Origin of the sequence: Candidatus Arcticimaribacter forsetii (assembly GCF_910589745.1) — a bacterium.
GTDB classification, from domain to species: Bacteria; Bacteroidota; Bacteroidia; order Flavobacteriales; family Flavobacteriaceae; genus Arcticimaribacter; species Arcticimaribacter forsetii.
Genome location: NZ_OU342399.1, coordinates 912,066 through 935,032 on the forward strand (window position 1 = coordinate 912,066; position 22,967 = coordinate 935,032).

Below are 22,967 nucleotides of genomic sequence, written 5' to 3' on the forward strand. Positions count from 1 at the left end.
CTAACAACAAAATAGATGCGGAGAGGGTTATTGCTGAGATTGAGTCAAATATCAGCTAACCCACAATTTTTATTAATTTAAACTAAGGTTTTCTCTTTTAAATTTATTCATCCTATAAAATCTAATATCTTTGTAGGGTGAGGTATTTTATGAGTTTAGCGTACAATGGAACCCCTTTTCATGGGTGGCAATGTCAACCCAACGCAATCAGTGTTCAAGAGGTTCTAGAAGAGGCGCTTGCCACCGTATTGCGAATTCCAATAAAGATTACAGGAGCTGGAAGGACAGATACTGGGGTTCATGCAAAACTAATGGTTGCTCATTTTGATGCCGATATTCCACAAAAGGTTTATGATAACTTGGTGTATTTGCTCAATCAGTATCTTAAAAAAGAAATTGTAATTCATTCCATTCAGAAAGTAAAAGAGGATGCTCATGCACGTTTCGACGCACTAATTAGAACCTATGAGTATCACATTGATGTTCAGAAAAATCCTTTTTCTAATGGACTTTCTTATGTTTTAAAAGATTCTTTAGATTTAAGTAAAATGAATGAAGCTGCTGACTTAATTAAAACGTTTAAAGATTTTGAAGCTTTTTCAAAAACCAATACAGATGTAAAAACTTTTTTCTGTGAAATTTCTCACGCAGAGTGGGTCAAAAAGGAGGGAGGGTATGTTTTTACCATAACAGCCAATCGTTTTTTGCGAAATATGGTCCGTGCAATTGTGGGAACGCTCTTAGATGTAGGTACTAACAAAACTTCTGTTGCAGAAGTAGCTGAAATTATAAAAAGTAAGCAAAGAAGTAATGCTGGATTTTCTGTTCCGGCACATGGGTTGTATCTTACCGATATTCAATACCCCAATAATATTTATATAAATTAATGGCAAAAGTTAACGGTAAAGTATTCGATTTAAAATTGTTTGGGAGACTAATGGATTATTCTAATCCATATAGGTTAACTTATTATTTTGTACTTTTTTCTGCTATTTTACTTTCTGTATTCTCTACGCTCAGTCCCTATTTATTGAAAGTAGTTGTTGATGATTACATTACTCCTAAAGATTACGAAGGCTTACAGTTTTTTTCTCTGCTGATGTTGCTCACTTTATTTTTGGAAGTCTTTTTTCAATTTATATTCATTTATTATGCAAATTGGCTTGGTCAGATGATTGTAAAGGACCTGCGAGTTGAGTTATTTCAAAAACTAATTCGTTTTAAAATGGCTTATTATGATACTTCTGCCGTAGGTCGATTAGTTACTCGTTCGGTAAGTGATATTGAAACTATTGCTAGTATTTTTAGTCAAGGCTTGTTTATGATCATAGCCGATTTATTAAAAATGGGTGTCGTAATAGGAGTAATGCTTTATGTTAATTGGCAGTTGTCTCTCATTGTTTTTTCTGTTTTACCTGTAATACTGTATGCAACTCGGGTTTTTCAAAAATCCATGAAGAAAGCTTTTGAGGAAGTAAGAAAGCAGGTAGCTAATTTAAATACTTTTGTTCAAGAACGCATTTCAGGAATGAAGATTGTCCAGCTCTTTAATCGTGAGGTTATTGAACAGAAAACCTTCATGGAAATTAATTCTAAGCATAAAAAAGCATGGCTTAAAACCGTATGGTTTAACTCTATTTTCTTTCCGATTGCAGAACTTTCAACTTCTGTAACTATTGGGCTTTTGGTCTGGTATGGAGGGTTAAATGTAATTGCCCAAGGAACAATTACACTTGGGATTATATTTTTATTCATACAACTTTCCCAAATGCTTTTTAGACCTTTACGTCAAATTGCAGATAAGTTTAATACTCTACAAATGGGAATGGTAGCAGCAAATCGTGTATTTGCAATTCTTGAAACAGAGAGTCAAATCGAAGATAATGGAACGATCGAGGTTGAAGAGATTAAGGGAGAAATTAATTTAGAGAAACTTCACTTTTCTTACATTGAAGGAGAAGAGGTTCTAAGGGGAATTGATCTAAAAGTATATCCTGGAGAGACCGTTGCAATTGTTGGTGCTACTGGAGCCGGTAAGTCCACTATTATTAATTTGTTGTCTCGATTCTATGAATTCAATTCAGGAGATATAAAAATAGACGGGATTTCGATTAGAGACTATTCATTGAAAGATCTTAGAAGGCACGTAGCAGTTGTGTTGCAAGATGTTTTTTTATTTGCAGATACGATTTATAACAACATTGCACTATACAATCCTAGTATTAGTTTAAATCAAGTTGAAGCAGCTGCAAAAGAAATTGGGGTCCATGATTTTATAAATTCATTGCCGGGTGGTTATCAGTATAATGTTAAGGAACGGGGTGTTATGCTTTCTGCTGGGCAACGCCAATTAATTGCTTTTCTACGTGCTTATTTATCAAAGCCTACTATTTTAGTGTTAGACGAAGCAACTTCTTCAATTGACTCTTATTCCGAAGAATTAATTCAAAATGCAACTGAGACCATAACTCAAAACAAAACTTCATTAATAATAGCCCATAGATTGGCTACGATTCAAAACGCTGATCGTATTGTTGTTATGGATAAAGGTGAAATTGTAGAAATAGGAACTCACAAAGAACTCTTAAGTAAGAAAGAAGGATATTATCAGAAATTACATCAGGTTCAGTTTTCTGAGACCCTAGTCTAAAAAGATAGTTCCTCGCTGAGCATCCTTTTCAGTTTATCTACAGAGGTAAAGTTTATAAATTCTCCGTCTTTAATGTAGGTTATTTGGCCTCTTTGTTCAGAAACGACTATAACCAAAGCATCTGTTTTTTCAGATATACCAGCTCCTGCTCTGTGTCGTAAGCCGTACTTTTTAGGTATCATTTCTGAATCTGAAACTGGAAGAACCACTCTTGTTGCAGTAATTATATTGTCTTTTATAATTATTGCTCCATCGTGTAAGGGGCTATTTTTAAAAAAAATGGTTTCTAATATTTGTGAGGATAGCTCTATCTGAGTTCTATCTCCGGTGTTCTTTAAAAAGTCTAAAGAATTTGACCGTTCAATTACTATTATAGCTCCAGTTTTTTCACTTGCCATTTTCTCACAAGCATTGGTAAGTGTTGCAAGATCTAGTTTTACAACGCCGTCTTCCTGGCCTAGAAAGTTAAAATATCGAAAAAGACTTTTTCTGCTGGTATAATTTGTAGATCCAAGGAGAAGCAAAAATTTTCTAATTTCTTGTTGAAACACTACAATAAGAGCAAAAAATCCTACGCTTATAAATTTCCCGAGGATATTACTTAAGACGTCCATATTAAGTGCGTCTGTAAGCACCCAAATTAGATATATAATTACAATCCCAAGGAATATATTAATAGCAACCGTTCCTTTTACTAATTTGTATAAATAGTAGAGTAGAATCGCAACCAAAATAATATCGGTTACATCAATAAAACTTATTTCTAAAAAGTTTAAACCTTCCAATGGAGTCTTGTTTTTTGTAAAATTAGAAAAACTATTGAAGTGCCTCTAATAAATCAATACATTCTTTTGCTTCTTTGACATCGTGAACTCTAATGATCTGTGCTTTTTTGGATAGTGCTATGGTATTTAAGACTGTAGTTCCGTTTAATGCCGAGGCTGCATCTACTTGCAAGGTTTTGTATATCATTGATTTTCTAGAAATACCTGCAAGTACTGGTGTATTAAGATTTTGAAAATCTTCTAGGTTCTTTAGAATGTTAAAATTATGTTCTTTTGTTTTTCCAAAACCAAAACCAGGGTCGATGATAAGATCATTAATCCCAGCAGTATGCGCTTCTTTTATTTTTTCAGAAAAGAAAAATATAAGCTCTTCCATTAAATTCCCATATTTCGGGTTCAGCTGCATGTCACTTGGTTTTCCTTGCATGTGCATTGCAATATAAGGAGCCTTGTGTCTTCCAACCACAGCTAACATTTCAGAGTCAAAACCACCTGCAGATATATCGTTTATTATAGAAGCCCCAAGTTCTAAAGCTTCGGATGCTACTTTAGATCTAAAGGTGTCTATCGAAAAATACATTTCAGGAAATTCAGTAATTAGTTTTTCTAAAACGGGGAGTAAGCGATTTAGTTCTTCATTTTCCTTCACTTGGTTTGCTCCAGGCTTTGAGCTTACTGCTCCAATGTCAATAAAGTCAGCGCCTTCAAGAATCATTCTTTCGCATTGTTTAGTTGCATGGTCTATTGAATTAAAATTCCCACCATCAAAAAAAGAGTCGGGAGTAAGATTAAGGATCCCCATTATTTTTGGTTTTGAAAAATCAAGAAGGTTCCCTCTACAATTAATTGTCATGCTGCGTTTGGTATTCATGAATAACTTTTTTAGGAATATTTGAAAGACTTAAAAAATTAAACGAAATTTACACATATTTGCAATACCTATGAAATCTACACAAGCACATTATCAACAGATTACTAATTCCTGTAAAGAGCTATTTATCAATAAGATGAAGGATTATGGTTCCGCTTGGAGAATTCTTAGACTTCCCTCACTTACAGATCAAATATTCATTAAAGCTCAAAGAATCAGAAGTATACAAGATTTAGAAGAGCAAAAAATTGCAGAAGGTCAGGTTAGTGAATTCATCGGCATAATCAATTATTCCATAATGGCATTAATTCAATTAGAGCTTGGAGTAGCGGAACAACCCGATTTAGATGCTCCAAAAGCTACTGAATTATATGAAAAGCATTTGAACCAAACTTTTAAGTTAATGATGGATAAAAATCATGACTATGGTGAAGCTTGGAGAGAAATGCGAGTTAGTTCCTTAACTGATTTGATTCTACAGAAATTACTTAGAGTAAAACAAATTGAAGATAATCATGGTAAAACTATTGTTAGTGAGGGTATTGATGCTAACTATCAAGATATGATTAACTATGCAGTTTTTGCACTGATTCATTTGGACTCCTAGACATGTTTTCTTTTTTGATAAAAAAAATAGTCAGCGGAATACTTACCCTTTTTGGAGTAGCCACAGTTGTTTTTTTTCTTTTTAATGTATTACCAGGTGATCCAGCTCAAATGGTTTTAGATCAAAATGCTACTGAAATTCAGCTACAAAAAGTAAAAAAAAAATATGGTTTTGATAAATCAATAGGAACTCAATACATCATTTATCTCAATGACTTAAGTCCTGTGTCTTTTCATTCAAATCATCCCCATGATTTTACCTTTTATAGTGCTCAAAAATACGGAGGCTTTTTAGTTACCTCTTTTTCAAATTATAGTCTCGTATTAAAAACTCCCTATTTGAGAACATCGTACCAACGTCAAGGAAAGAAAGTGAAATCAATCATTTCAGAAACATTACCTAATACCTTCTTATTGGCAGTTTCCTCTATATGTATTGCCATTCTTTTAGGGTTTGTTTTTGGAGTTATCTCAGGGATTTTTAAAGGCACTTGGATTGATTCAAGCATTCAGCTGATTAGTACTGTCGGTATGAGTTTACCTTCTTTTTTTAGCGCAATTCTCTTTTCATGGATTTTTGGATATCTATTAAACGAGTATACTAATCTTAATATGACGGGGAGTTTGTATGAGCTGGATGATTTTGGTGAGGGACTACAACTAAAACTTAAAAATTTAATTTTACCAGCTTTTGTTTTGGGTATTCGTCCGCTCGCAGTAATAGTTCAATTAGTTCGTAGCGGCTTAATAGAAGTAATGAGTCAGGATTATATAACAACCGCTAGAGCAAAAGGTTTGTCACCCCTTAGAATAATTTATAAACACGCAATAAAAAATTCTTTAAACCCGGTAATCACTGCTGTATCTGGATGGTTTGCTTCCATGTTGGCGGGAGCAGTGTTTGTAGAATATGTTTTTGGATGGCGTGGTTTAGGTAAAGAGATTGTAAATTCCCTGAATACTTTAGATATTCCTGTCGTTATGGGTTCGGTGTTAATAATTGCAACTTTATTCATTATTATCAATACCTTTGTTGACTTACTTTATGTTGTGATCGATCCACAAGCAAAACCATTTTAAATTAAATTAAATTAAATTAAATAACAAAATTATGCGTACTAAAATTGTAGCCGGAAATTGGAAGATGAATAATAATCTTTCAGAAACAAATACTTTAATAGAATCTTTAAAATCTCAAGGTAATTTAGGTTCTACCCGTGTTATTGTTGCACCTTCCTATGTTCATTTGGCGCAAGCAGTTTCCTTAACTTCAGATTCTTCAATTGAGGTTGCTGCACAAAATATGCATGAAGCTAAATCTGGAGCGTTCACAGGAGAGGTTTCTCCAGCGATGTTATCTAGTATTGGAATTGAGACAGTTATTTTAGGACATTCAGAACGACGAGCATATTATGGAGAGAATGACGCTACACTTGCCAAGAAGGTTGATAATGCTCTTGATCATGATATGGATGTTATATTTTGTTTTGGTGAAGAACTAGAAGACCGTAAGTCAGAAAATCACTTTGAAGTTGTAAAATCTCAAATTAGTAATGCACTCTTTCATTTAAAAGCATCAGCTTGGGCTAAAATTATTTTAGCTTATGAACCGGTATGGGCAATTGGAACAGGTGAGACTGCCTCTCCAGATCAAGCTCAAGAAATGCATGCATTCATTAGAAATTTAATACAAGATCAATATGATGCTTCTTTAGCAGATGAGGTTTCTATACTATATGGTGGAAGTGTTAAGCCTGGAAATGCTCAAGAAATTTTTTCTAAGCAAGATGTTGACGGTGGATTAATTGGGGGAGCTGCTCTTAACGCTGCAGACTTCACTACAATTATTAAGTCTATTTAATGTCGACTCCCTACGTTCAATTAATTTTTACTCTCGAGCCAGTTCAGCCAACTACAGAAATTTTAACAGCTGAACTTGCTCAAATAGGGTTTGAAAGTTTTGTTGATACAGAAGCTGGAATGGAAGCCTATATTCCAAAAAATGATTGGAATGAGACTGCATTTTCTCAAATACCATTTCTAAAAAATCCAGACTTTTCTATTCAATATACTGTTAATTCTATTGAACCTAAAAATTGGAATGAAGTTTGGGAATCCGATTTTAAGCCTATTATAATTGAAGAAAAATGCGCTGTTCGAGCTGATTTTCATGATCCTATTTCAGTTGATTATGAATTAATAATAACGCCTAAAATGAGTTTCGGTACGGGTCATCATCAAACTACCTACATGATGTTACAACATATTCTTGATTTAGATCTTGATGAAGCTACCGTTTTGGATATGGGGTGCGGAACAGGCGTTTTAGCAATCTTAGCCTTAAAAAAAGGAGCACTTAAAGCTGATGCGATTGACATTGAACCTTGGTGTTATGAGAATACTATAGAAAACGCAGGTTTAAATGATTGTAAAAACCTAACTGCTTTCGAGGGTGATTCTAGTCTTTTAAAAGATCAGAAGTACGACCTTATAATTGCAAATATTAACAAAAATGTTCTGCTAAAAGATATTCCTGTTTATGCTTCTTGTCTTTCAAAAAGTGGAATCCTCTTACTCAGTGGTTTCTATTCATCAGATATTGAAGATATTAAGAATGTTTGTAATTTAGCTAATCTAGATTATAGTACTCATTTTGAAAAAGAGGACTGGGTAGCTGTTAAATTTATTAAGCAATAAGATGCCAATAAATCCAAAAGAGCAAGAGCAAGGTGAATTTGATGTTCTTACCGAAAAAGAACATCAAATTATATTACATAATGACGATGTTAATACATTTGATCATGTGATTAACTGTCTAATACGGTATTGTGACCATACTCTAGAACAAGCCGAACAATGTGCTTTTATAGTCCATTATAATGGAAAGTGTTCGGTAAAAACGGGTTCTTTTAAAGATTTAGAACCCCGTTGTACATTACTTTTAAAAGCGGGTTTGTCTGCTGAACTTGTTTAGGGAAGTCGATCAGCAACCAAACCATATATAAAGGTTCCTACAATCGAAGAAACTAATACGATGGCTATAGAATAATAGCCAGCACCTAGTAATATAAACATAGGACCAGGACATGCACCTGCTAAAGCCCATCCCAACCCAAATATTGTACCTCCTAAAAGTGCACTCTTATACTTCTTTGCTTTTTGAGGAAGCGAAATTAAATCACCTTCAGTAGTTTTTAATTTTAATTTTTTACTGAGTTGTATTAATATAACTCCGGTTACAACTGCACTTCCGATAATACCATACATGTGAAAGGATTCGAAGCGAAACATTTCTACAATACGATACCAGGAAATAGCTTGTGATTTAGTGAGTACAATTCCGAAAAAAATACCGGTAAATAAGAATTTTAATGCTTTCATAATTATAGAAAAATAAGTGGGAATAAAATATGAGTCATGAGTAAACCTCCTATGAAGAATCCAATAACGGCTACTAAAGAAGGAAGTTGTAGATTGCTAAGTCCTGTTATAGCGTGACCTGAGGTGCATCCACCAGCATAACGTGTTCCAAATCCTATGAATATTCCACCAATTACGAGTAGGAACAAGTTGAACGGGTTTTTAAGAGCTTCAAAAGAGTAGAGTTCAGCGGGTGCTAAATTTGCTTCAGGACCATTGAAACCATAACTAGAAAGCACCTCTATAGTACTCGGATTTATGTCGATAGGATTGCTGTTGCTTAGAAAATGAACGGCTATAAATCCACCAATAATACTTCCAACTGCTACCCACAGATTCCACTGTTGCTCTTTCCAGTTAAAATCAAAAAAAGAAGCATATTTCCCAGCACCTCCAATTGAGCATATGGTTCTAAGGTTAGAAGACATTCCAAAAGTTTTCCCGAAAGAAACTAGCAAAAACATTACTATAGCTATTAAAGGACCGGTTATATACCACGGCCAAGGGTTTAAAATATAATCCATTTAATTTGTGTTTAATTTGATTCAAAATTAATCAGAATTATTATGTTTTCGGGTAACAAAAGTTACAAAGTGTTTAATTCAATATTATAAATCCTTAACCTTTTTCGTTTGGTTACTTTTTTTGTACCTGACAGATTTTGTGTACTTTCACGTCAGATAAATTAATTATTAAAGAGATTAGGAATCTAATTAATTTCGTGCTTTAAATATTAACCTCTGGTTAATTACTAGATCCAAAAAATATTAAAATATGAATAATACAATCCATCAATTTACAGTTCAAAGCATTTCAGGAGCGGACTTTGATTTGGGATCATTAAAAGGTAAAAAAGTAATGATTGTAAACACAGCTTCAAAATGTGGATTGACACCCCAGTACAAACAATTACAGGCTTTATATGAAAAATATGGTCAAGATAATTTTACTATAATAGGTTTTCCTGCTAATAATTTTTTAAGTCAAGAACCAGGAACCGAAGAAGAAATTGTAAACTTCTGCGAAGTAAATTTTGGTGTAACATTTCCGTTGATGTCAAAAATTGATGTTATTGGGGAAGACATTCATCCAGTTTATGAATTTCTAACAAACAAAAATAAAAACGGAGTTATGGATTCTAAAGTCACGTGGAATTTTCAAAAATTCTTAATCAATGAAGAGGGAGTTGTTGAGAAAATGATAGATCCTAGGACTTTACCGGATGATCCTGAAGTAATAGAATGGATTACTAAGTAAAATTATTTAATGAAAAAAAACAAATTAGAAACTCTTTGTGTTCATGAAGGACAGTTGAAAGATCTTGAAAATAAAGGAGCAATATCACCTTTGTATATGGCAACTGCTTATGCTTATGACGAGGTTGAGGTTACACGCTATCCGAGATATTTCAATACACCAAACCAAGTTGGTTTAGCTAAGAAAATTGCTGCTTTAGAAGGGGCAGAGCAAGGCATTATATTTGGTTCTGGAATGGCAGCAATTTCTACTGCTCTTTTATCTCATTTAAGAAGTGGTGATCATATTGTTCTCCAGGCTGATTTGTATGGAGGTACAACCAATCTAATTGTGGAAGAATTTGAAAAGTTCGGGATAGAATATTCTTTTAGTCCAGGACTACTTGCTTCCGATTTAGAAAAGTTAATACAACCAAATACAAAAGTTGTTTTTATAGAAACTCCTAGTAATCCTTTAATGAAGCTAGTTAATCTTGAGGCAGTTGCTAAGATGGCTAAAAAGAAAGGCGTAATAAGTATAATCGATAACACATTTGCTTCTCCCATAAATCAAAATCCAATATCTTTTGGAATCGATGTTGTTATTCATAGTGCTACTAAATATTTGGGTGGTCATAGCGATATTCTAGCAGGAGCCGTAGTAGGTTCACAAAAACATATAGAGGTAGTTTTTCAGATGGCTAAAAATCTAGGAGGTAGTTTAAGCGATTATACAGTTTGGCTTCTTGAACGAAGTATGAAAACTTTATCTATTCGCGTGAAAGCACAAAACGAAAATGCTGTGGAATTAGCCAAATTTTTAGAAAACAGCAAATCAGTAGATCAAGTATATTACCCAGGATTAAAATCACATCCTGATCATGAATTAGCTTGTTTACAAATGAATGGATTTGGAGGAATGCTTTCTTTTGAACTTTCTCGTTCTCATGATTTAGACCTTTTTCAAAAAAATCTACACCTGATAAAACCAGCCGTAAGTCTTGCAGGAGTTGAAAGCACTATAACAATACCTACAAAAACTTCTCATGCTTTAATAAGTTCAGAAGAACGCAAAGCTCAGGGAATAAAAGACAACCTGATTCGGTTTTCTGTCGGTATAGAACATTTTGATGATTTAAAAGAAGACATTGATCAAGCATTAATAAAATCTAAACTATGAAAGTAGATATTTTAGCTTTTGGATCCCACCCTGACGATGTAGAATTGGGTTGTGCAGGTAGTATATTATCTGCAGTAAAAGAAGGAAAGACGGTAGGAATAGTAGATCTTACTCGCGGTGAACTGGGTACACGAGGTTCTGCGGTTATTCGTGACGAAGAAGCAAAGAAAGCAGCTTCTATTCTGGGTGTTTCATTCAGAAAGAACTTAGGATTTAGAGATGGTTTTTTTATAAATGATGAGCAACATCAATTAGAAGTAATCAAGCTTATAAGACTTCATCAGCCGGATGTAGTTTTATGTAATTCTATTGATGACCGACATATAGATCATCCAAAAGGAAGTGCGTTGGTTAGCAACGCATGTTTCTTGTCTGGACTGGTTAAGGTTGAAACTAAATTTAAAGGGGATATTCAACAAGCTTGGCGACCAAAACAAGTATATCATTACATTCAATGGAAAGATATTGAGCCCGATTTTGTTGTAGACATATCAGCGCATATGAATCAAAAAATGGAATGTATAAAAGCTTACTCCAGTCAATTTTTCGATTTAAATAGCAAAGCACCCCAAACCCCAATAAGTAGTCAGAATTTCCTAGAAAGTGTTCGGTATCGAGCTCAAAATTTGGGAAGGCTCAGTGGGGTAGAAGCTGCAGAGGGATTTACAGCCGAGAGAGTACCTGGAATTCAGTCGTTTAATAATTTATTTTAAATTCTTTTTCAAGACTTTGGCGAGGTCAAAAAAAGTATTAAATTTGCCGCACAAATGGTGGTTGTAGCTCAGTTGGTTAGAGCGCCTGATTGTGGTTCAGGAGGTCGTCGGTTCGAGACCGATCTTCCACCCTTATGAAGAGACAGTTAACGCTGTCTCTTTTTTTTGGCATCTATGTATTTAGAGATATCATATTAATATCCGTTTAAATTATTAAATTATTAATTTTCTGTCCCAAAATAATCAAATTTATATTTCTAATTGTATCATTGATGTTTTTTAAATAAAAAGAAATTATATTTTTTTATTTAATTATATTAGTTGTAAAAAGCAACTAAAAATGAAGAATTTTCTCGCACTATTTTTATTGATATTACCCGGTAAATTTTTTGGTCAGTCTTTAATCTCTGGAAAAATTTTAGATAGTTTCCAAAATCCTATTCCATATTGTAATATTCTTTTAATTGATTCTACAACAGAGAAAAATTTAGGAGGAAGTGTCTCTACAGAAGATGGGCTTTTTGAAATTTCAACTTCATTATTTGGAAGTTTTAAAGTTAAAATTCTAAGTATTGGTTTTGAGCAATATGTTTCTGATATATTTTCGATTAATCAAGATGGTCAGTCAATTAAACTAGATATTATTATTCTAAAAGACGAAGCATTTGCACTAGACGATATTAGTTTAATAGGTAAAAAATCTCCTATTGAAAAAAAAATTGATAGAACTGTTATTAACCTGGAGGATGATGCTGGCAACACCGGTTCAACAATTTTAGATGTTTTAGAGAGAACTCCAGGAGTAATAGTTGATCGTCAAAATGAAAGTTTAAGTATGTTAGGAAAAGGCGGAGTCAATGTAATGATAAATGGAAAATTAACCTATATGCCTTCGTCAGCATTGATTCAATATTTGAATGGTCTTAATGCTGTAAATGTAAAGTCAATTGAACTTATAACTACACCCCCTTCAAAATTTGATGCCGAGGGGAATGCAGGGTTTATAAACATTGAACTTAAAAAAAACTTAGATGAAGGATATAACGGTAACTTGACATTTACATCTTCTTATGCTGATAAAAAGCCTTCCAATAATATTGGTTCAAATTTTAATGTCCGAAATCAAAAGCATTCTATATCATTTAATTATTCAGGAAATATAAGGGATATTCCTATAAGAGGAGAAATAATAAGAAGCATTCCATTTGAAGACAATATTATTTCAACAAAAATAGAAGCAGTAAGAGATAATAGGAGATCGGTACATAATTTAAGATTCTCATATGATTATACCCTAAGTGAAAAGATAGAACTAGGTACTTCTGTTGTAGGATATTCAAATAAATATACTATGACAGAAGAAAAGAAAGCTATGCATTCTTATGATAATATTAACAATGATTTTTATTTTACGAGAGAGCAAAATTTATGGGAAAGTGCTCAAATTTCAGCTTATTTAAAATATATTATCCAGGAAGAAACCATTTTAAATTTTAATGTTGATCGATTAAAATATTCAAATGATCAACCTGTAAGTTATGATATTAATTTAATCAACCAAGACGATAATTTAATATTTACCACTACGAAGCAATCACCCTTCGATATTACTGTATTAACTTTAGATTTTGAAAAAAAGTTGAAAAATGGATTTAAGTATTCAGCAGGGATTAAAGCAGTAGATAATGAGTTTACTAATCAAAATGATTTAATAAGTGAACAAAATATTTTCAACGGTTTTTCTAACCGAAGTTTTCTGGAAGAAAATGTTTTCGCTGCATATTCTCAAATAAATTTAGATTTATCCAAAAAAATTTCCTTACAGACAGGGATGAGATATGAAAAAACAGTCACAGATATATACGATTTGACAATTAATAGTACAATAGTATCGAGAAATTATGGAGATTTTTTTCCATCACTGTACTTAGGTTACAAGATAAATGATTCAAATAACTTAAATCTATCTGTAAGTAAAAGAATAAACCGGCCTGCATTTACCGACTTAGCTCCATTTACGTTTTTTGTAGATATTGATCAAGCATTTCAAGGAAACGTTCAATTAAAACCCTCCTATACAACTAATTTAGAAACGAGTTATAGGTACAAAGATATTTTAATTACAGCTCAATACTCAGTCGAAAAAAATGTTATTGCAAATTTTCAACCGCAAATAGATGATGCTGGATTTATAACTATAACCCCTCAAAACCTTGATAAGCAAAAGTCAGCTAATCTTCAATTAAGTTATTCTATGTATCCATTTGATATATGGAATTTAAGAATGTTTTCTTCCTATACTTATTCAAGTTTAGAGCACCAGACAGAAGGATATTTATACAGTAATTCTAATTCAAGCGTAAGATTTACATTGAATAACAATTTTGAACTAGGAAACGATTTTAGTTTTCAAATCTGGGGGTATTATAATTCTAGATCAATATTTGGTCTAAGCGAAACATTACCAAGGGGTGCTTTAAACCTTGCCGTTCAGAAAAAATTTAAGTCTTTAACCTTAACCTTAAATGGAAATAATTTACTTGACACGGAGAACTGGAGATTTGAAACAAATAATCCAAGTAACGAGTTTAATCAATCTTTTGATTTAGATTTTAAGCCACCTCAGTTCACTTTTTCAGCAGTTTATATTTTTGGAAATCAAAATTTAAGTACAAAAGAATCTAGTAAAAATGAGGAATCTTCGAGAATTAACGTTGGATCTAACTAAAATAACTTGCTTTTAGCAATTTATATTTGTATGTTTATTACTATTAACAAAAAACTAAATTTTATGAAAAAATTATTTTTTAGTGTAGCTCTACTAGCTACATTTACAATGACAGCACAAACTATGGCATTTACGGCCGTTGAATTCAAAGCAAAAAAATTTACTCAGGACAATATTTTAAAAGCATTTGATAAAGTTTATGAAGATGTTAAAATAAATCAGGGAGGTATAGTTTTAGAACGTATTTGGTTGGGAGGAACTAAAGGGATGACTCACAGAATTGTTTGGATGAGTACACTAGGAATTGATATGGTAGATGAAGGCGCAATAAATCCAGATAAAAATGACGCTTTTTGGTCTAAAATGAATAATTATATTGAAGAATGGGGACCTGGAAGTTCTGGAAGGATTTTAAGTTGGCAGGAAGGTGATACTCAAAAAAACCCTTCTGTTCATATATGGGATTTAAAGGTTGAAAATCAAGGTCAGTTCAAAAATGCACATGACAAAATTGTTAAATCATTTAGTGATGATTTTCAAGGTAGAGTTGTAGGTTTTGGAACTTATGATATTGGAAGAGTTAATGGAGCTACACATTGGGTTGTTGTAACAGGAAAAGATAGAGATGACCATCTTATGCTATACGATAAACTTGAAAAGTCTAGTAAATTTATTAAGCTAATCCAAGAGCGAGGTGCTATTGAGGAGGTAAGAGATTTTGAAGTTGAGATTTTAAAGAGAAAACAGTAAATTGACTTAACTTAAAAAAAAGGTCAATCTTATTAACATAAAGTTGACCTTTTTTATTAATTCAACTTCATAAATTAATCAATTAGAGTAAGCTGACAGTCTTTAAATCTTTTATTAGACAAAAAAGATTAACTTTGAATTATGTCTCCAGAAAAAATTTCTCTCTTACTCGTTTTAGCTTTTTTTTCAATTGTATACATCCAAAGTGGTGTAGATAAAGTAATTGATTACAGTGGTAATATCAGCTTTTTGTATAGCTTATTAGGAAACGTTTTTTCTAAACCATTGATTAAATTAGCTTTAATCTCGGTCACTATTTTGGAGGTAGCTTCTGGAATTTTATGCGTCGTTGGAATTTTTGACGTTATTTTTAATTCATCCTATCATACAAGCCAACTTGGTTTAGTAATAGGCTCGTTAGCCTTGTTAATTCTGTTATTTGGCCAACGTGTTTCTAAAAACTACGAAGGTGCAAAAACACTTGCTATTTATTTTACTCTTTCGATTCTTGGAATTCTATTATCCCAGCCTTTTAACAATTAAAATAATATTTATGAGTCGGAAGAATTAGAAAATACTTCTTCCATTTTTAGAGCCAGTTCAAAGTCTTTTTCTGTAACACCTTTGTAATCATTAGTTGTAAGGGACACATCGACTTTATTGTACAAATTAGTCCACTTCGGATGGTGGTTTAAATCTTCAACAATTTCAGCAACTTGATTGATGAAGTCTAGTGCATTTTTGAAACTTTCAAATACAAATTGTTTGTAAATTTCATTTGTTTTGTAATCCCATTCTAAATTAAGAGTTTTTAACTCTTCTACAGTTTCTGTTTTATTATATACTTTCATATTCTAGGTTTAGGATCTTTCAGAGTTAAGTTTTTCAATTCATCAAAATTTAATCAATAAACAGTTTTCATTTCTTCGAATCGATTTATAAAGCATCACCATCATTAGTTGTAAAATGCAATTATTAAATATAATTAACTATATTTGAGTGTATTAACCTTAAAACTATATTATTATGAAAAAATTAATTTTAATTTTTCTCCTTTGTTTTTTTATCTCTTGTACGCCAGGAGCACATCCAGACTATGCTAAAAATCTAGAAACTGCTCAAACTACCTTAAGACTTCAAGGTACTGAGAATGATTTAGATACTCAAATATCATTTGTTCATGAAGATATGCAGTGGCAAGCCGCTTTTCATGGAGGAGGTATTCTTAATAAAGAACAATATGGCGCTTATCTTAAAGGGTGGCATGATCTTATGGAAGATGTGACGTATACGGCTGATAACTGGTTGCCAGGGGTGTCTCCAGATACTGGTTTAGCTGATGGTAGTGTAAGGACTTATGGCAAATGGTCTGGAATTCATACCGATACTGGAAAGTCATGGGAACTTGTAACCTACCACACATTTGATTTTAAAGAGGGCTTAATAATCGGGGGAGGTGATTACTTCGATGCTGGAGGTTTAATGGCTTCTTTAACTCAAGAAGAAGTTGTAGAGTCAGAGGATGATACCTCTATGGAGTAACACAGAACAATTGTCTTTTTAAAAGTTATTTAAACAAAAACGCCTCTAATGGTTTAGAGGCGTTTTTCGATTTATTTGTATTGTGTTTAAAAAGAAACTCCAAATCCAAAGTTTCCTACAAGAACACCGTTTTTGTTGACTCCAGGAATAGAGGGAAATTCTTCGATTTCTGAGCCTGATTCGGTCTGGGTATTTCCAAATTCATCCGTAAAGGTAAATGTACCGTTTACAGTAATGTTTTCGGGAATGGTTCCAATCCCATACCCAACTTCTAAACGGAAATATATACGTCCCCCAGTTTTAATACCCAATTTTATATTAGTTGTATTAATTTTAGTTAAAATTGAGCCTGTACCTCTTCCACGATTTCCATTTTCTTCGAATTGAATGTCGTTGAAGGTTATGTTTGTGTTTAGAGTTCCAAAACCAATTCCAGTGTAAAACCCTTTTCCTTCATCTCCAAAATAAAAGTTTGATCCAAACTCTGTGTATTTTAGATCAACTTCTGTTTCATCTGTATTTACAGGGAATGAACTGTAATCAACATAAGGTGCAATTCTGTTCCCTAGTAGTGGTGTAATTCCTTCTAATGATAATCCTGCAATATTAGGGATTCCTAATTTTATTCCTGCAGATATTCGTTTCACCTTATATGCTTCTATAGAGTCTGTTTCAATTTCTTGATCCAGTTCATTTTTTACTTGTTCTTGACCAAAGGAAAAGAAACAAAAAGATGAAAAACAAATCAGTAAGATTTTCTTTAAATTCATAATTTCTATTGTTCAATTAATTTAATTCGTTCTTCGCGATTCGCTAACTCCCATGCAGTTGCGAAAATTAGCCTTGCTCTAGTTTCCATTAAGTCATACTCAATTTTTTCAACGGTATCAGTAGGTCTGTGGTAGTCAGCATGAGTTCCATTAAAATAAAAAATTACAGGAATATTGTTTTTAGCAAAGTTATAGTGGTCACTTCTAAAGTAAAAACGATTTTTATCATCGTGTGCATTGTAAGTATAATCTAGATCGATGTTTACAGTAGCTTTATTTACTTCTTCAGAAATTTCATGAAGTTCCATACTCAATCGATCTGAACCAATTAAGTAGATGTAATTTGGATTGTCGTTTACTCTTTTTGGATCTGTTCTTCCTACCATATCAATGTTTAGATTTGCAATGGTATTTTCTAATGGATACAACGGATTGTCGGTGTAGTATTTAGATCCAAGTAATCCTTTTTCTTCTCCTGTTACATGTAAAAATATAATGGATCTTTTTGGTCCTTTTCCGGCTTCAACGGCTAATTGAAATGCTTCAGCAATTTCTAATAAGCTGACAGTTCCGGAACCATCATCATCCGCTCCATTATTTATTTCCCCGTCATGGATTCCAATGTGATCTAAATGAGAAGAAATTACTAGATACTCCTCCGGTTTTTCAGAACCTTCAATAATAGCGATTACATTTTCTGTTTGAACCTCTTTGTCTTTGATGTTGAGAGTCATTTTTTGAAAATAGTCTTCACTTCCTTCACCAGCTTTGATTCCTCTTGCTTGATAAAATTCTTTAAGAAAGGTAACGGCTCTTTTTTGTCCCAACGCGCCAGTTTCTCTTCCTTGAAAGAAATCAGAGGCATACACATATAACAATTGTCTTAAGTCTTCTGCTTCAATAGAGGTCGAATAGGCATCAGATTCCGTATTTTGAGCAAATGTTAAACTTGCACAAAAGAGGAATGTAAGTAAATAAAGTGATTTCATGTAGTTTGTTTTTTTTGATTAAATTAAAGAAGCAATTCCGTTCCACAAAGAAATTCTATGGTTTAGTGCAGTTTTAGATGCTTCTAAAGCTTCGTCCCATTTAACGGGGTCATCACCACACAATTCTTGGATCATTTTTAGAGCCATAGGTCCGTGTTCACCAGAGTCTACTTCAATATGACGCTCAAGATAATAAATCAAGTGGCTTAAATCTAGATTTGGTTCATTATTAATTGTTTTTACCATTTCGATAAACATGTCTGGAATTAAATCTTCCCGGCCGAAAGTAAAAACGGCTGCAATAACGTGTGTTTTGTCAGATTCAATTACATCAAAAGTAAAAAGTAGAAAGTTTTTAATAAAATCAGGAAGATCAGCTGAGTTGATGTGATCTTGGATGGTATCAAATTTTTCAATTTCATTCAAAAATTTTGATATGGATGAAGTCGAAGCACCTACTTGATCCATCGATTGCATATACATTTCAAAGTGAGACATTGCAATACCATCTTTATTGATGTCAGTTTCTTCTCCCCAAACAATTTCGTTAATTAATCTTCCTGCAAAGGGCATTTTATTTGGAACCCAGGGTAGAGAAGTGGTCGTGAGGTCCAATTGTAATTTTTTCACCAAAGACATGAAGTCCCAAACCGCATAAACATGGTGTTCCATGAAGATTTGAATGTCTTCTTTTCTATCCATCATTTTGTATAATGGATGGTCAATTAATTGTAACTTTAGAGTCTCAATTTCATTTTCAATTCGGTCTATCATTATGCTCTTAAATTATTTTATGCAAATATACTTTGAATCCTTTTATTTGAAAAAAAAATAAACCTAGTATTTAATATATGGAACTACTTTTTTCTTTTGTTGCTGCCTCTCTAGCATTAACATTTGCTCCAGGTCCAGACATTTTGTTAGTCATAAGCGAGAGCGTTTCAAAGGGCTCTAGATCAGGTTTGTTGTTGTCGGCTGGTTTAGTGTGTGGGCTCCCGTTCCATACCCTAATTCTTGTGTTGGGCTGGGGACAGTTTATAACCGTCTATCCGAATCTAATTTCTATAATTAAAGTAATTGGTGCCTTGTATTTTGTATACATTGCTTTTCAAATTTTTAGAAATCTAAATCAAGAATTAAAATTTCAAAAGATTGGCAAAAAAAAAGGACTTAATATTTTTATGAAAGGACTTTTGATGAATTTGTTAAACCCTAAGGTTACTCTTTTTTTCTGGTTTTTTTTCCCAGCTTTTTTATTTGATAATACACTAACAGACGCTGAACAATACCTGATTCTAGGAACTCTTTTTATTCTTCAGGCTGCTCTTGTATTTACTTTTGTTTCCCTTACAGCTTCTAAACTATCCGAATTCTTTTTAAAAAATTCCAAGATACGTTATTGGCTTAATTTTTTACAAGGGATTCTTCTGGTTGGGATTGCAATTTATCTTTTGTTATAGACAAAAGTGTATCTTTGAATTATGAAAAATCTTGTACTTGTTGAATGTCCTCGAGACGCTATGCAAGGTCATAAACATTGGATTCCGACCCCCTCAAAAATTAAATATATACAGTCATTGCTTTCTGTAGGGTTTGATGTTTTGGATGTTGGAAGTTTTGTTTCTCCTAAAGCAATACCACAAATGAGTGATACTGCAGAAGTTCTTGAAGGGATCGATATTTCGAAAAGTAGTTCTAAATTATTGGTCATAGTAGCAAACTTAAGGGGAGCAGAAGAAGCGGTGAAACAAGAAAAAGTAACCTATTTAGGATTCCCACTTTCAGTTTCAGAGAACTTTCAAATGCGAAACACACACAAGACAAGAAATCAAGCGGTTTTGTTAGTTGATGAATTAATTACGCTGTGTAAAAAAAATGGAAAGCAACTAGTAGTTTATCTATCTATGGGTTTTGGAAATCCATATGGAGATCCTTGGTCTATAAAAATCTTAATGGATTGGATAGAACTTTTAGTGCAAAAAGGGATTAAAATTATATCACTATCGGACACCATTGGGACCGCAAAAACAAACGATATAGGTCAGATATTTAAAACCGCTTTGATTCAATATCCAGAGGTAGAAATAGGAGCACATTTTCATACAAAACCTGAAAATGCTTTTTTGAAAATAAAAGCTGCTCATGATTCCGGTTGTTTTCGATTTGATACTGCCATAAAAGGTTTTGGAGGATGTCCTATGGCTAGCGATCATTTAACAGGAAATCTACCTACCGAAAAATTGATTTCTTATTTTAATAAGCAGAAAATTGATTTAAAAATCGATCCCATTAAGTTTGAATACTCCTATAACCAATCACTTAAAACTTTTATTTAAATTTATTCTAAATAAGCTTTGTCTTTCAATTTCTGTAATATATATTTGCAGTCTTATTTTTAATGAATCTAAATAAACACAATGAGAATTTTTCTTTCTTTCTTTGCTTTCTTGTTTTTTTCTTTTGTATCAGCACAACAAAATCAAATTATTAAGCTTGATAGTGTTCCTACTTCTCAGGTTCAAATAAATGGCTATCAAAGAATTTTATCAAATCTATCTGCAATTCCACAGGGAGTTACTTTAGGGGGTTATGGAGAGATTTTATACAACCAGCCCGATAACTTAAATGGAGAGTTAGATGTTCAACGTTTGGTTCTTTTATTTGGATATAAATTTAATGAAAGAGTTCAGTTCGTAACTGAAATTGAATTTGAACATGTTAAAGAGGTTTATGTAGAACAAGCATTTGTTAACTACAGCCTCAGTCCTGGTGTAAACTTACGTGCAGGTTTGATGTTGGTTCCGATGGGTATTATAAATGAATATCACGAGCCTACAACGTTTAATGGAGTTGAACGTCCAAGTTTAGATAATGCGATTGTTCCAACAACATGGAGAGAAATTGGAATAGGGGTTTCTGGGCGAATTGATTCTGCCGCATTGAGATATCAAGCCTATATTTTTAACGGTTTCTTATCTCATGATGGAACCGCTGGTGTGTTAAGTGGCAAAAAAGGTTTAAGAGGGGGACGTCAAAAGGGAGCTGAATCTACAGTTGATAAATTTAATTTTTCTTCAAAACTAGATTTTTATGGTATTCCAGGTTTGCGTCTTGGGCTTTCAGGATATTTTGGTAGAACACAGGCGGTTGATGATCAAGCAGGAATTTTAGGGAGCACAGTTGGGGTTTCAATGTTAGGGTTTGATGCTCGATACCGAGTGGGTCAGTTTTCTGCTAGAACTCAAATCATTCAAGCAAACTTATCCGATACGGGAGAATATAATACTTTAACAGGAAAGGATCTTGGAAAAGAAATTTCTGGGTACTACTTAGAAGCGGCATACAATTTATTGCCCGCAGTTAATAAACAACGTTTAGAAGGTTTTGTTCGTTATGAAGACTTCGATACTCATTCTGCAACAGCTGGAGATTTAATAAGAAATCCTGCATTTCACAGAAAAGAATGGACGACTGGTTTATCTTACCATTTATCGCCTGGATCTGTCTTCAAGGCAGACTATCAATGGAAGTCTACAGGTATTTCAAACTCAACTTATGGTCAATTTAATATGGGTGTAGGGGTGTGGTTCTAAAGTTTATTTAAACTTAATCTAAATAAACTTTGTAGATTAAATATCCCGAATTATATTTGCAGTGATGATACGATTTTTAACCCTTTTAAGTTTGACTTCAACATTTTTTATGAATGGATTGTTTTCTGTTGAAAACAGTACAGAAGTAGGAAGTGTTAGAAAAAAGGTTCGAAAAGAAATTAAGAAAACATTTGCTGTAGAATCTTTTGATCTAGAAGAAAATACCTTTGAAATTCCCAATTGTAATTTTTTACAGAACAGTTCATTTTTAGAAATTCATACTCAAAACGACTTCCTTGGGTATGCATTTATAGGAACAGCTCCAAGTAAAACAGATAGCTTTGAATATTTAGTTCTTCTAAATAAGGACTTGGTTATTATCAAGGCCAAAGTTCTTGTTTATAGAGAAGATTATGGAGGGGAAATTGGAAGTAGAAGATGGTTATCACAATTTATTTCCAAAGACAGCTCTTCAAAGCTAAGTTATGGGGGGGAAATTGTACCCATTTCTGGAGCTACGATTTCAGTTCGATCGATGACTTCCTCAATCAATCATTTTCTTCAATCTCTTAAAGGGTTCGAAGCCGAAACAGCTGCTCCTTAATGTTTGATTACAATTATATTGCTCGTCTTCCAAAGCCGGTTAAGTTTTTTTTAGTTGCTTTTTTGGTTGCGTTGTCTGTGGGGTATTTTACTGGAATTAATTTTGTAAGAGTAACCGAAAGTTCAACCCCTAAAGGAGTAGTAGAAAATTATAATGGAAACGAGGACGTCCCGGAGGCAACTACCATGAAATTCAAGAAAGGGAAACGTGAAATGCTCACCATTATCCACACCCATATTTTGTCGATATCCTTCATTTTTTTTCTTTTAGGTATTTTAGTTTGGGGAACAGATCAGTCTATTTGGTTGAAATCATTTCTAACAATTGAACCTTTTATCTCCGTTTTAACAACTTTTGGAGGAATTTATATGCTTTGGCTCGGATATTCCTTCTTTTCATACGTAGTTATTTTTTCCGGAATATTAATGACATTGAGTTATATACTGGGTGTTTTAGTAGTTATGAAGGATCTTTTGAAATAAAACTGGGCGTTTATAGACATTAAACGCTTAGAATTCCTTAATTTTGCTC

27 protein-coding genes and 1 tRNA gene are annotated in these 22,967 nt (G+C 33.0%); 20 read left to right on the forward strand and 8 right to left on the reverse strand.

Annotated elements, in window-relative coordinates; all coding sequences use genetic code 11:
* Positions 1-149 precede the first annotated feature (149 nt).
* Together truA and NG655_RS04130 are read left to right on the forward strand one after the other, a co-directional pair.
* Positions 150-887, forward strand: coding sequence for a tRNA pseudouridine(38-40) synthase TruA (truA, locus tag NG655_RS04125; protein ID WP_252158081.1), 738 nt, complete (start codon positions 150-152; stop codon positions 885-887).
* Entirely contained in the window at positions 887-2,650 is a 1,764-nt protein-coding gene (locus tag NG655_RS04130) for an ABC transporter ATP-binding protein (RefSeq protein ID WP_252158082.1), read from the forward strand. Before truA ends, NG655_RS04130 begins: the two co-directional genes overlap by 1 nt.
* Here NG655_RS04130 and cdaA read toward each other — a convergent pair.
* The gene (gene cdaA, locus NG655_RS04135) at positions 2,647-3,435 is read right to left on the reverse strand and encodes a diadenylate cyclase CdaA (RefSeq protein ID WP_252158083.1); all 789 of its coding nucleotides are present in this window, start codon (positions 3,433-3,435) and stop codon (positions 2,647-2,649) included. The two genes, NG655_RS04130 and cdaA, sit on opposite strands and share 4 nt — an antisense overlap.
* Before the next feature lie 31 nt (positions 3,436-3,466).
* A complete protein-coding gene (folP, locus tag NG655_RS04140; RefSeq protein WP_336511172.1) occupies positions 3,467-4,306 on the reverse strand; it encodes a dihydropteroate synthase in 840 nt (279 codons plus the stop codon).
* Between the two features lie 70 nt (positions 4,307-4,376).
* Here folP and NG655_RS04145 point away from each other — a divergent pair, with 70 nt between their 5' ends.
* From NG655_RS04145 to NG655_RS04165, 5 genes are read left to right on the forward strand one after another with little or no spacing between them, the layout of a single operon-like run.
* Positions 4,377-4,913 (forward strand): DUF1599 domain-containing protein, encoded by a 537-nt coding sequence (locus NG655_RS04145; protein ID WP_252158084.1) that lies wholly within the window; start codon positions 4,377-4,379, stop codon positions 4,911-4,913.
* A gap of 2 nt (positions 4,914-4,915) precedes the next feature.
* Complete coding sequence (locus NG655_RS04150; protein WP_252158085.1) at positions 4,916-5,992, forward strand: ABC transporter permease; 1,077 nt, start codon at positions 4,916-4,918, stop codon at positions 5,990-5,992.
* A 31-nt stretch (positions 5,993-6,023) separates the two neighbouring features.
* Positions 6,024-6,773 carry a triose-phosphate isomerase gene (gene tpiA, locus NG655_RS04155; RefSeq protein WP_252158086.1) on the forward strand — a complete coding sequence of 250 codons (750 nt, stop codon included), beginning with the start codon at positions 6,024-6,026 and terminating at the stop codon, positions 6,771-6,773.
* Positions 6,773-7,609: a 50S ribosomal protein L11 methyltransferase gene (gene prmA, locus NG655_RS04160; RefSeq protein WP_252158087.1), complete on the forward strand. Its 837-nt coding sequence runs from the start codon at positions 6,773-6,775 to the stop codon at positions 7,607-7,609. The genes tpiA and prmA overlap by 1 nt, the downstream gene beginning before the upstream one ends.
* 1 nt (position 7,610) lies before the next feature.
* Complete coding sequence (locus tag NG655_RS04165; RefSeq protein WP_419469267.1) at positions 7,611-7,886, forward strand: ATP-dependent Clp protease adaptor ClpS; 276 nt, start codon at positions 7,611-7,613, stop codon at positions 7,884-7,886.
* Here NG655_RS04165 and NG655_RS04170 read toward each other — a convergent pair.
* Together NG655_RS04170 and NG655_RS04175 are read right to left on the reverse strand one after the other, a co-directional pair.
* A complete protein-coding gene (locus tag NG655_RS04170; RefSeq protein WP_252158088.1) occupies positions 7,883-8,293 on the reverse strand; it encodes a DUF6691 family protein in 411 nt (136 codons plus the stop codon). The genes NG655_RS04165 and NG655_RS04170 overlap by 4 nt on opposite strands.
* Positions 8,294-8,295: 2 nt before the next feature.
* On the reverse strand, positions 8,296-8,856 hold the full coding sequence (locus NG655_RS04175) for a YeeE/YedE family protein (RefSeq protein WP_252158089.1): 561 nt from the start codon (positions 8,854-8,856) through the stop codon (positions 8,296-8,298).
* A 250-nt stretch (positions 8,857-9,106) separates the two neighbouring features.
* On the opposite strand from NG655_RS04175, the gene NG655_RS04180 reads away from it, so the two are divergent.
* From NG655_RS04180 to NG655_RS04210, 7 genes are all read left to right on the forward strand, one after another.
* Positions 9,107-9,589 carry a glutathione peroxidase gene (locus tag NG655_RS04180; protein ID WP_252158090.1) on the forward strand — a complete coding sequence of 161 codons (483 nt, stop codon included), beginning with the start codon at positions 9,107-9,109 and terminating at the stop codon, positions 9,587-9,589.
* 9 nt (positions 9,590-9,598) lie between these two features.
* Positions 9,599-10,747: a trans-sulfuration enzyme family protein gene (locus tag NG655_RS04185; RefSeq protein WP_252158091.1), complete on the forward strand. Its 1,149-nt coding sequence runs from the start codon at positions 9,599-9,601 to the stop codon at positions 10,745-10,747.
* Positions 10,744-11,460, forward strand: coding sequence for a bacillithiol biosynthesis deacetylase BshB1 (bshB1, locus tag NG655_RS04190; protein ID WP_252158092.1), 717 nt, complete (start codon positions 10,744-10,746; stop codon positions 11,458-11,460). Before NG655_RS04185 ends, bshB1 begins: the two co-directional genes overlap by 4 nt.
* A gap of 56 nt (positions 11,461-11,516) precedes the next feature.
* Positions 11,517-11,592: transfer RNA gene (locus NG655_RS04195), tRNA-His, on the forward strand.
* 208 nt (positions 11,593-11,800) lie between these two features.
* Positions 11,801-14,188, forward strand: a complete 2,388-nt coding sequence (locus tag NG655_RS04200; protein ID WP_252158093.1) for a TonB-dependent receptor — start codon at positions 11,801-11,803, stop codon at positions 14,186-14,188.
* Positions 14,189-14,251: 63 nt separating this feature from the next.
* Entirely contained in the window at positions 14,252-14,938 is a 687-nt protein-coding gene (locus tag NG655_RS04205; protein WP_252158094.1) for a hypothetical protein, read from the forward strand.
* Positions 14,939-15,079: 141 nt separating this feature from the next.
* A complete protein-coding gene (locus NG655_RS04210; RefSeq protein ID WP_252158095.1) occupies positions 15,080-15,481 on the forward strand; it encodes a DoxX family protein in 402 nt (133 codons plus the stop codon).
* Positions 15,482-15,489: 8 nt separating this feature from the next.
* Here NG655_RS04210 and NG655_RS04215 read toward each other — a convergent pair whose 3' ends face one another.
* Positions 15,490-15,789 carry a 4a-hydroxytetrahydrobiopterin dehydratase gene (locus NG655_RS04215; RefSeq protein ID WP_252158096.1) on the reverse strand — a complete coding sequence of 100 codons (300 nt, stop codon included), beginning with the start codon at positions 15,787-15,789 and terminating at the stop codon, positions 15,490-15,492.
* A gap of 175 nt (positions 15,790-15,964) precedes the next feature.
* Between NG655_RS04215 and NG655_RS04220 the strand changes: the two genes are divergently transcribed.
* A complete protein-coding gene (locus NG655_RS04220) occupies positions 15,965-16,480 on the forward strand; it encodes a nuclear transport factor 2 family protein (RefSeq protein WP_252158097.1) in 516 nt (171 codons plus the stop codon).
* An 86-nt stretch (positions 16,481-16,566) separates the two neighbouring features.
* On the opposite strand, the gene NG655_RS04225 is transcribed toward NG655_RS04220, so the two are convergent.
* The 3 genes from NG655_RS04225 to NG655_RS04235 are packed head-to-tail and all read right to left on the reverse strand — an operon-like array spanning position 16,567 to position 19,013.
* Complete coding sequence (locus NG655_RS04225) at positions 16,567-17,250, reverse strand: hypothetical protein (protein ID WP_252158098.1); 684 nt, start codon at positions 17,248-17,250, stop codon at positions 16,567-16,569.
* Positions 17,251-17,255: 5 nt separating this feature from the next.
* Positions 17,256-18,239: a M28 family metallopeptidase gene (locus NG655_RS04230; protein ID WP_252158099.1), complete on the reverse strand. Its 984-nt coding sequence runs from the start codon at positions 18,237-18,239 to the stop codon at positions 17,256-17,258.
* A gap of 18 nt (positions 18,240-18,257) precedes the next feature.
* The gene (locus NG655_RS04235; RefSeq protein WP_252158100.1) at positions 18,258-19,013 is read right to left on the reverse strand and encodes a DUF3050 domain-containing protein; all 756 of its coding nucleotides are present in this window, start codon (positions 19,011-19,013) and stop codon (positions 18,258-18,260) included.
* 77 nt (positions 19,014-19,090) lie between these two features.
* On the opposite strand from NG655_RS04235, the gene NG655_RS04240 reads away from it, so the two are divergent.
* The 5 genes from NG655_RS04240 to NG655_RS04260 all read left to right on the forward strand — a co-directional run bounded on the left by NG655_RS04240 (position 19,091) and on the right by NG655_RS04260 (position 22,918).
* Positions 19,091-19,699, forward strand: coding sequence for a LysE family translocator (locus NG655_RS04240; protein ID WP_252158101.1), 609 nt, complete (start codon positions 19,091-19,093; stop codon positions 19,697-19,699).
* Positions 19,700-19,720: 21 nt separating this feature from the next.
* On the forward strand, positions 19,721-20,575 hold the full coding sequence (locus NG655_RS04245; protein ID WP_252158102.1) for a beta/alpha barrel domain-containing protein: 855 nt from the start codon (positions 19,721-19,723) through the stop codon (positions 20,573-20,575).
* A gap of 81 nt (positions 20,576-20,656) precedes the next feature.
* On the forward strand, positions 20,657-21,832 hold the full coding sequence (locus NG655_RS04250) for a porin (RefSeq protein ID WP_252158103.1): 1,176 nt from the start codon (positions 20,657-20,659) through the stop codon (positions 21,830-21,832).
* Positions 21,833-21,941: 109 nt separating this feature from the next.
* Positions 21,942-22,436: an FMN-binding protein gene (locus NG655_RS04255; protein WP_252158104.1), complete on the forward strand. Its 495-nt coding sequence runs from the start codon at positions 21,942-21,944 to the stop codon at positions 22,434-22,436.
* Entirely contained in the window at positions 22,436-22,918 is a 483-nt protein-coding gene (locus tag NG655_RS04260) for a hypothetical protein (protein ID WP_252158105.1), read from the forward strand. Before NG655_RS04255 ends, NG655_RS04260 begins: the two co-directional genes overlap by 1 nt.
* Positions 22,919-22,967: the final 49 nt, after the last annotated feature.

What these genes read in the sequence shown, in the direction of transcription:
- NG655_RS04210 (WP_252158095.1), top strand. Translation starts at nt 15,080, where the DNA reads ATGTCTCCAGAAAAAATTTCTCTCTTACTCGTTTTAGCTTTTTTTTCA.
- NG655_RS04250 (WP_252158103.1), top strand. Translation starts at nt 20,657, where the DNA reads ATGAGAATTTTTCTTTCTTTCTTTGCTTTCTTGTTTTTTTCTTTTGTA.
- NG655_RS04255 (WP_252158104.1), top strand. Translation starts at nt 21,942, where the DNA reads ATGAATGGATTGTTTTCTGTTGAAAACAGTACAGAAGTAGGAAGTGTT.
- NG655_RS04145 (WP_252158084.1), top strand. Translation starts at nt 4,377, where the DNA reads ATGAAATCTACACAAGCACATTATCAACAGATTACTAATTCCTGTAAA.
- NG655_RS04235 (WP_252158100.1), bottom strand. Translation starts at nt 19,013, where the DNA reads ATGATAGACCGAATTGAAAATGAAATTGAGACTCTAAAGTTACAATTA.
- NG655_RS04170 (WP_252158088.1), bottom strand. Translation starts at nt 8,293, where the DNA reads ATGAAAGCATTAAAATTCTTATTTACCGGTATTTTTTTCGGAATTGTA.
- NG655_RS04165 (WP_419469267.1), top strand. Translation starts at nt 7,611, where the DNA reads ATGCCAATAAATCCAAAAGAGCAAGAGCAAGGTGAATTTGATGTTCTT.
- tpiA (WP_252158086.1), top strand. Translation starts at nt 6,024, where the DNA reads ATGCGTACTAAAATTGTAGCCGGAAATTGGAAGATGAATAATAATCTT.
- NG655_RS04240 (WP_252158101.1), top strand. Translation starts at nt 19,091, where the DNA reads ATGGAACTACTTTTTTCTTTTGTTGCTGCCTCTCTAGCATTAACATTT.
- truA (WP_252158081.1), top strand. Translation starts at nt 150, where the DNA reads ATGAGTTTAGCGTACAATGGAACCCCTTTTCATGGGTGGCAATGTCAA.
- NG655_RS04245 (WP_252158102.1), top strand. Translation starts at nt 19,721, where the DNA reads ATGAAAAATCTTGTACTTGTTGAATGTCCTCGAGACGCTATGCAAGGT.
- NG655_RS04215 (WP_252158096.1), bottom strand. Translation starts at nt 15,789, where the DNA reads ATGAAAGTATATAATAAAACAGAAACTGTAGAAGAGTTAAAAACTCTT.
- NG655_RS04185 (WP_252158091.1), top strand. Translation starts at nt 9,599, where the DNA reads ATGAAAAAAAACAAATTAGAAACTCTTTGTGTTCATGAAGGACAGTTG.
- NG655_RS04230 (WP_252158099.1), bottom strand. Translation starts at nt 18,239, where the DNA reads ATGAAATCACTTTATTTACTTACATTCCTCTTTTGTGCAAGTTTAACA.
- NG655_RS04205 (WP_252158094.1), top strand. Translation starts at nt 14,252, where the DNA reads ATGAAAAAATTATTTTTTAGTGTAGCTCTACTAGCTACATTTACAATG.
- NG655_RS04260 (WP_252158105.1), top strand. Translation starts at nt 22,436, where the DNA reads ATGTTTGATTACAATTATATTGCTCGTCTTCCAAAGCCGGTTAAGTTT.
- NG655_RS04130 (WP_252158082.1), top strand. Translation starts at nt 887, where the DNA reads ATGGCAAAAGTTAACGGTAAAGTATTCGATTTAAAATTGTTTGGGAGA.
- bshB1 (WP_252158092.1), top strand. Translation starts at nt 10,744, where the DNA reads ATGAAAGTAGATATTTTAGCTTTTGGATCCCACCCTGACGATGTAGAA.
- NG655_RS04150 (WP_252158085.1), top strand. Translation starts at nt 4,916, where the DNA reads ATGTTTTCTTTTTTGATAAAAAAAATAGTCAGCGGAATACTTACCCTT.
- NG655_RS04200 (WP_252158093.1), top strand. Translation starts at nt 11,801, where the DNA reads ATGAAGAATTTTCTCGCACTATTTTTATTGATATTACCCGGTAAATTT.
- NG655_RS04225 (WP_252158098.1), bottom strand. Translation starts at nt 17,250, where the DNA reads ATGAATTTAAAGAAAATCTTACTGATTTGTTTTTCATCTTTTTGTTTC.
- NG655_RS04220 (WP_252158097.1), top strand. Translation starts at nt 15,965, where the DNA reads ATGAAAAAATTAATTTTAATTTTTCTCCTTTGTTTTTTTATCTCTTGT.
- NG655_RS04175 (WP_252158089.1), bottom strand. Translation starts at nt 8,856, where the DNA reads ATGGATTATATTTTAAACCCTTGGCCGTGGTATATAACCGGTCCTTTA.
- folP (WP_336511172.1), bottom strand. Translation starts at nt 4,306, where the DNA reads ATGAATACCAAACGCAGCATGACAATTAATTGTAGAGGGAACCTTCTT.
- NG655_RS04180 (WP_252158090.1), top strand. Translation starts at nt 9,107, where the DNA reads ATGAATAATACAATCCATCAATTTACAGTTCAAAGCATTTCAGGAGCG.
- prmA (WP_252158087.1), top strand. Translation starts at nt 6,773, where the DNA reads ATGTCGACTCCCTACGTTCAATTAATTTTTACTCTCGAGCCAGTTCAG.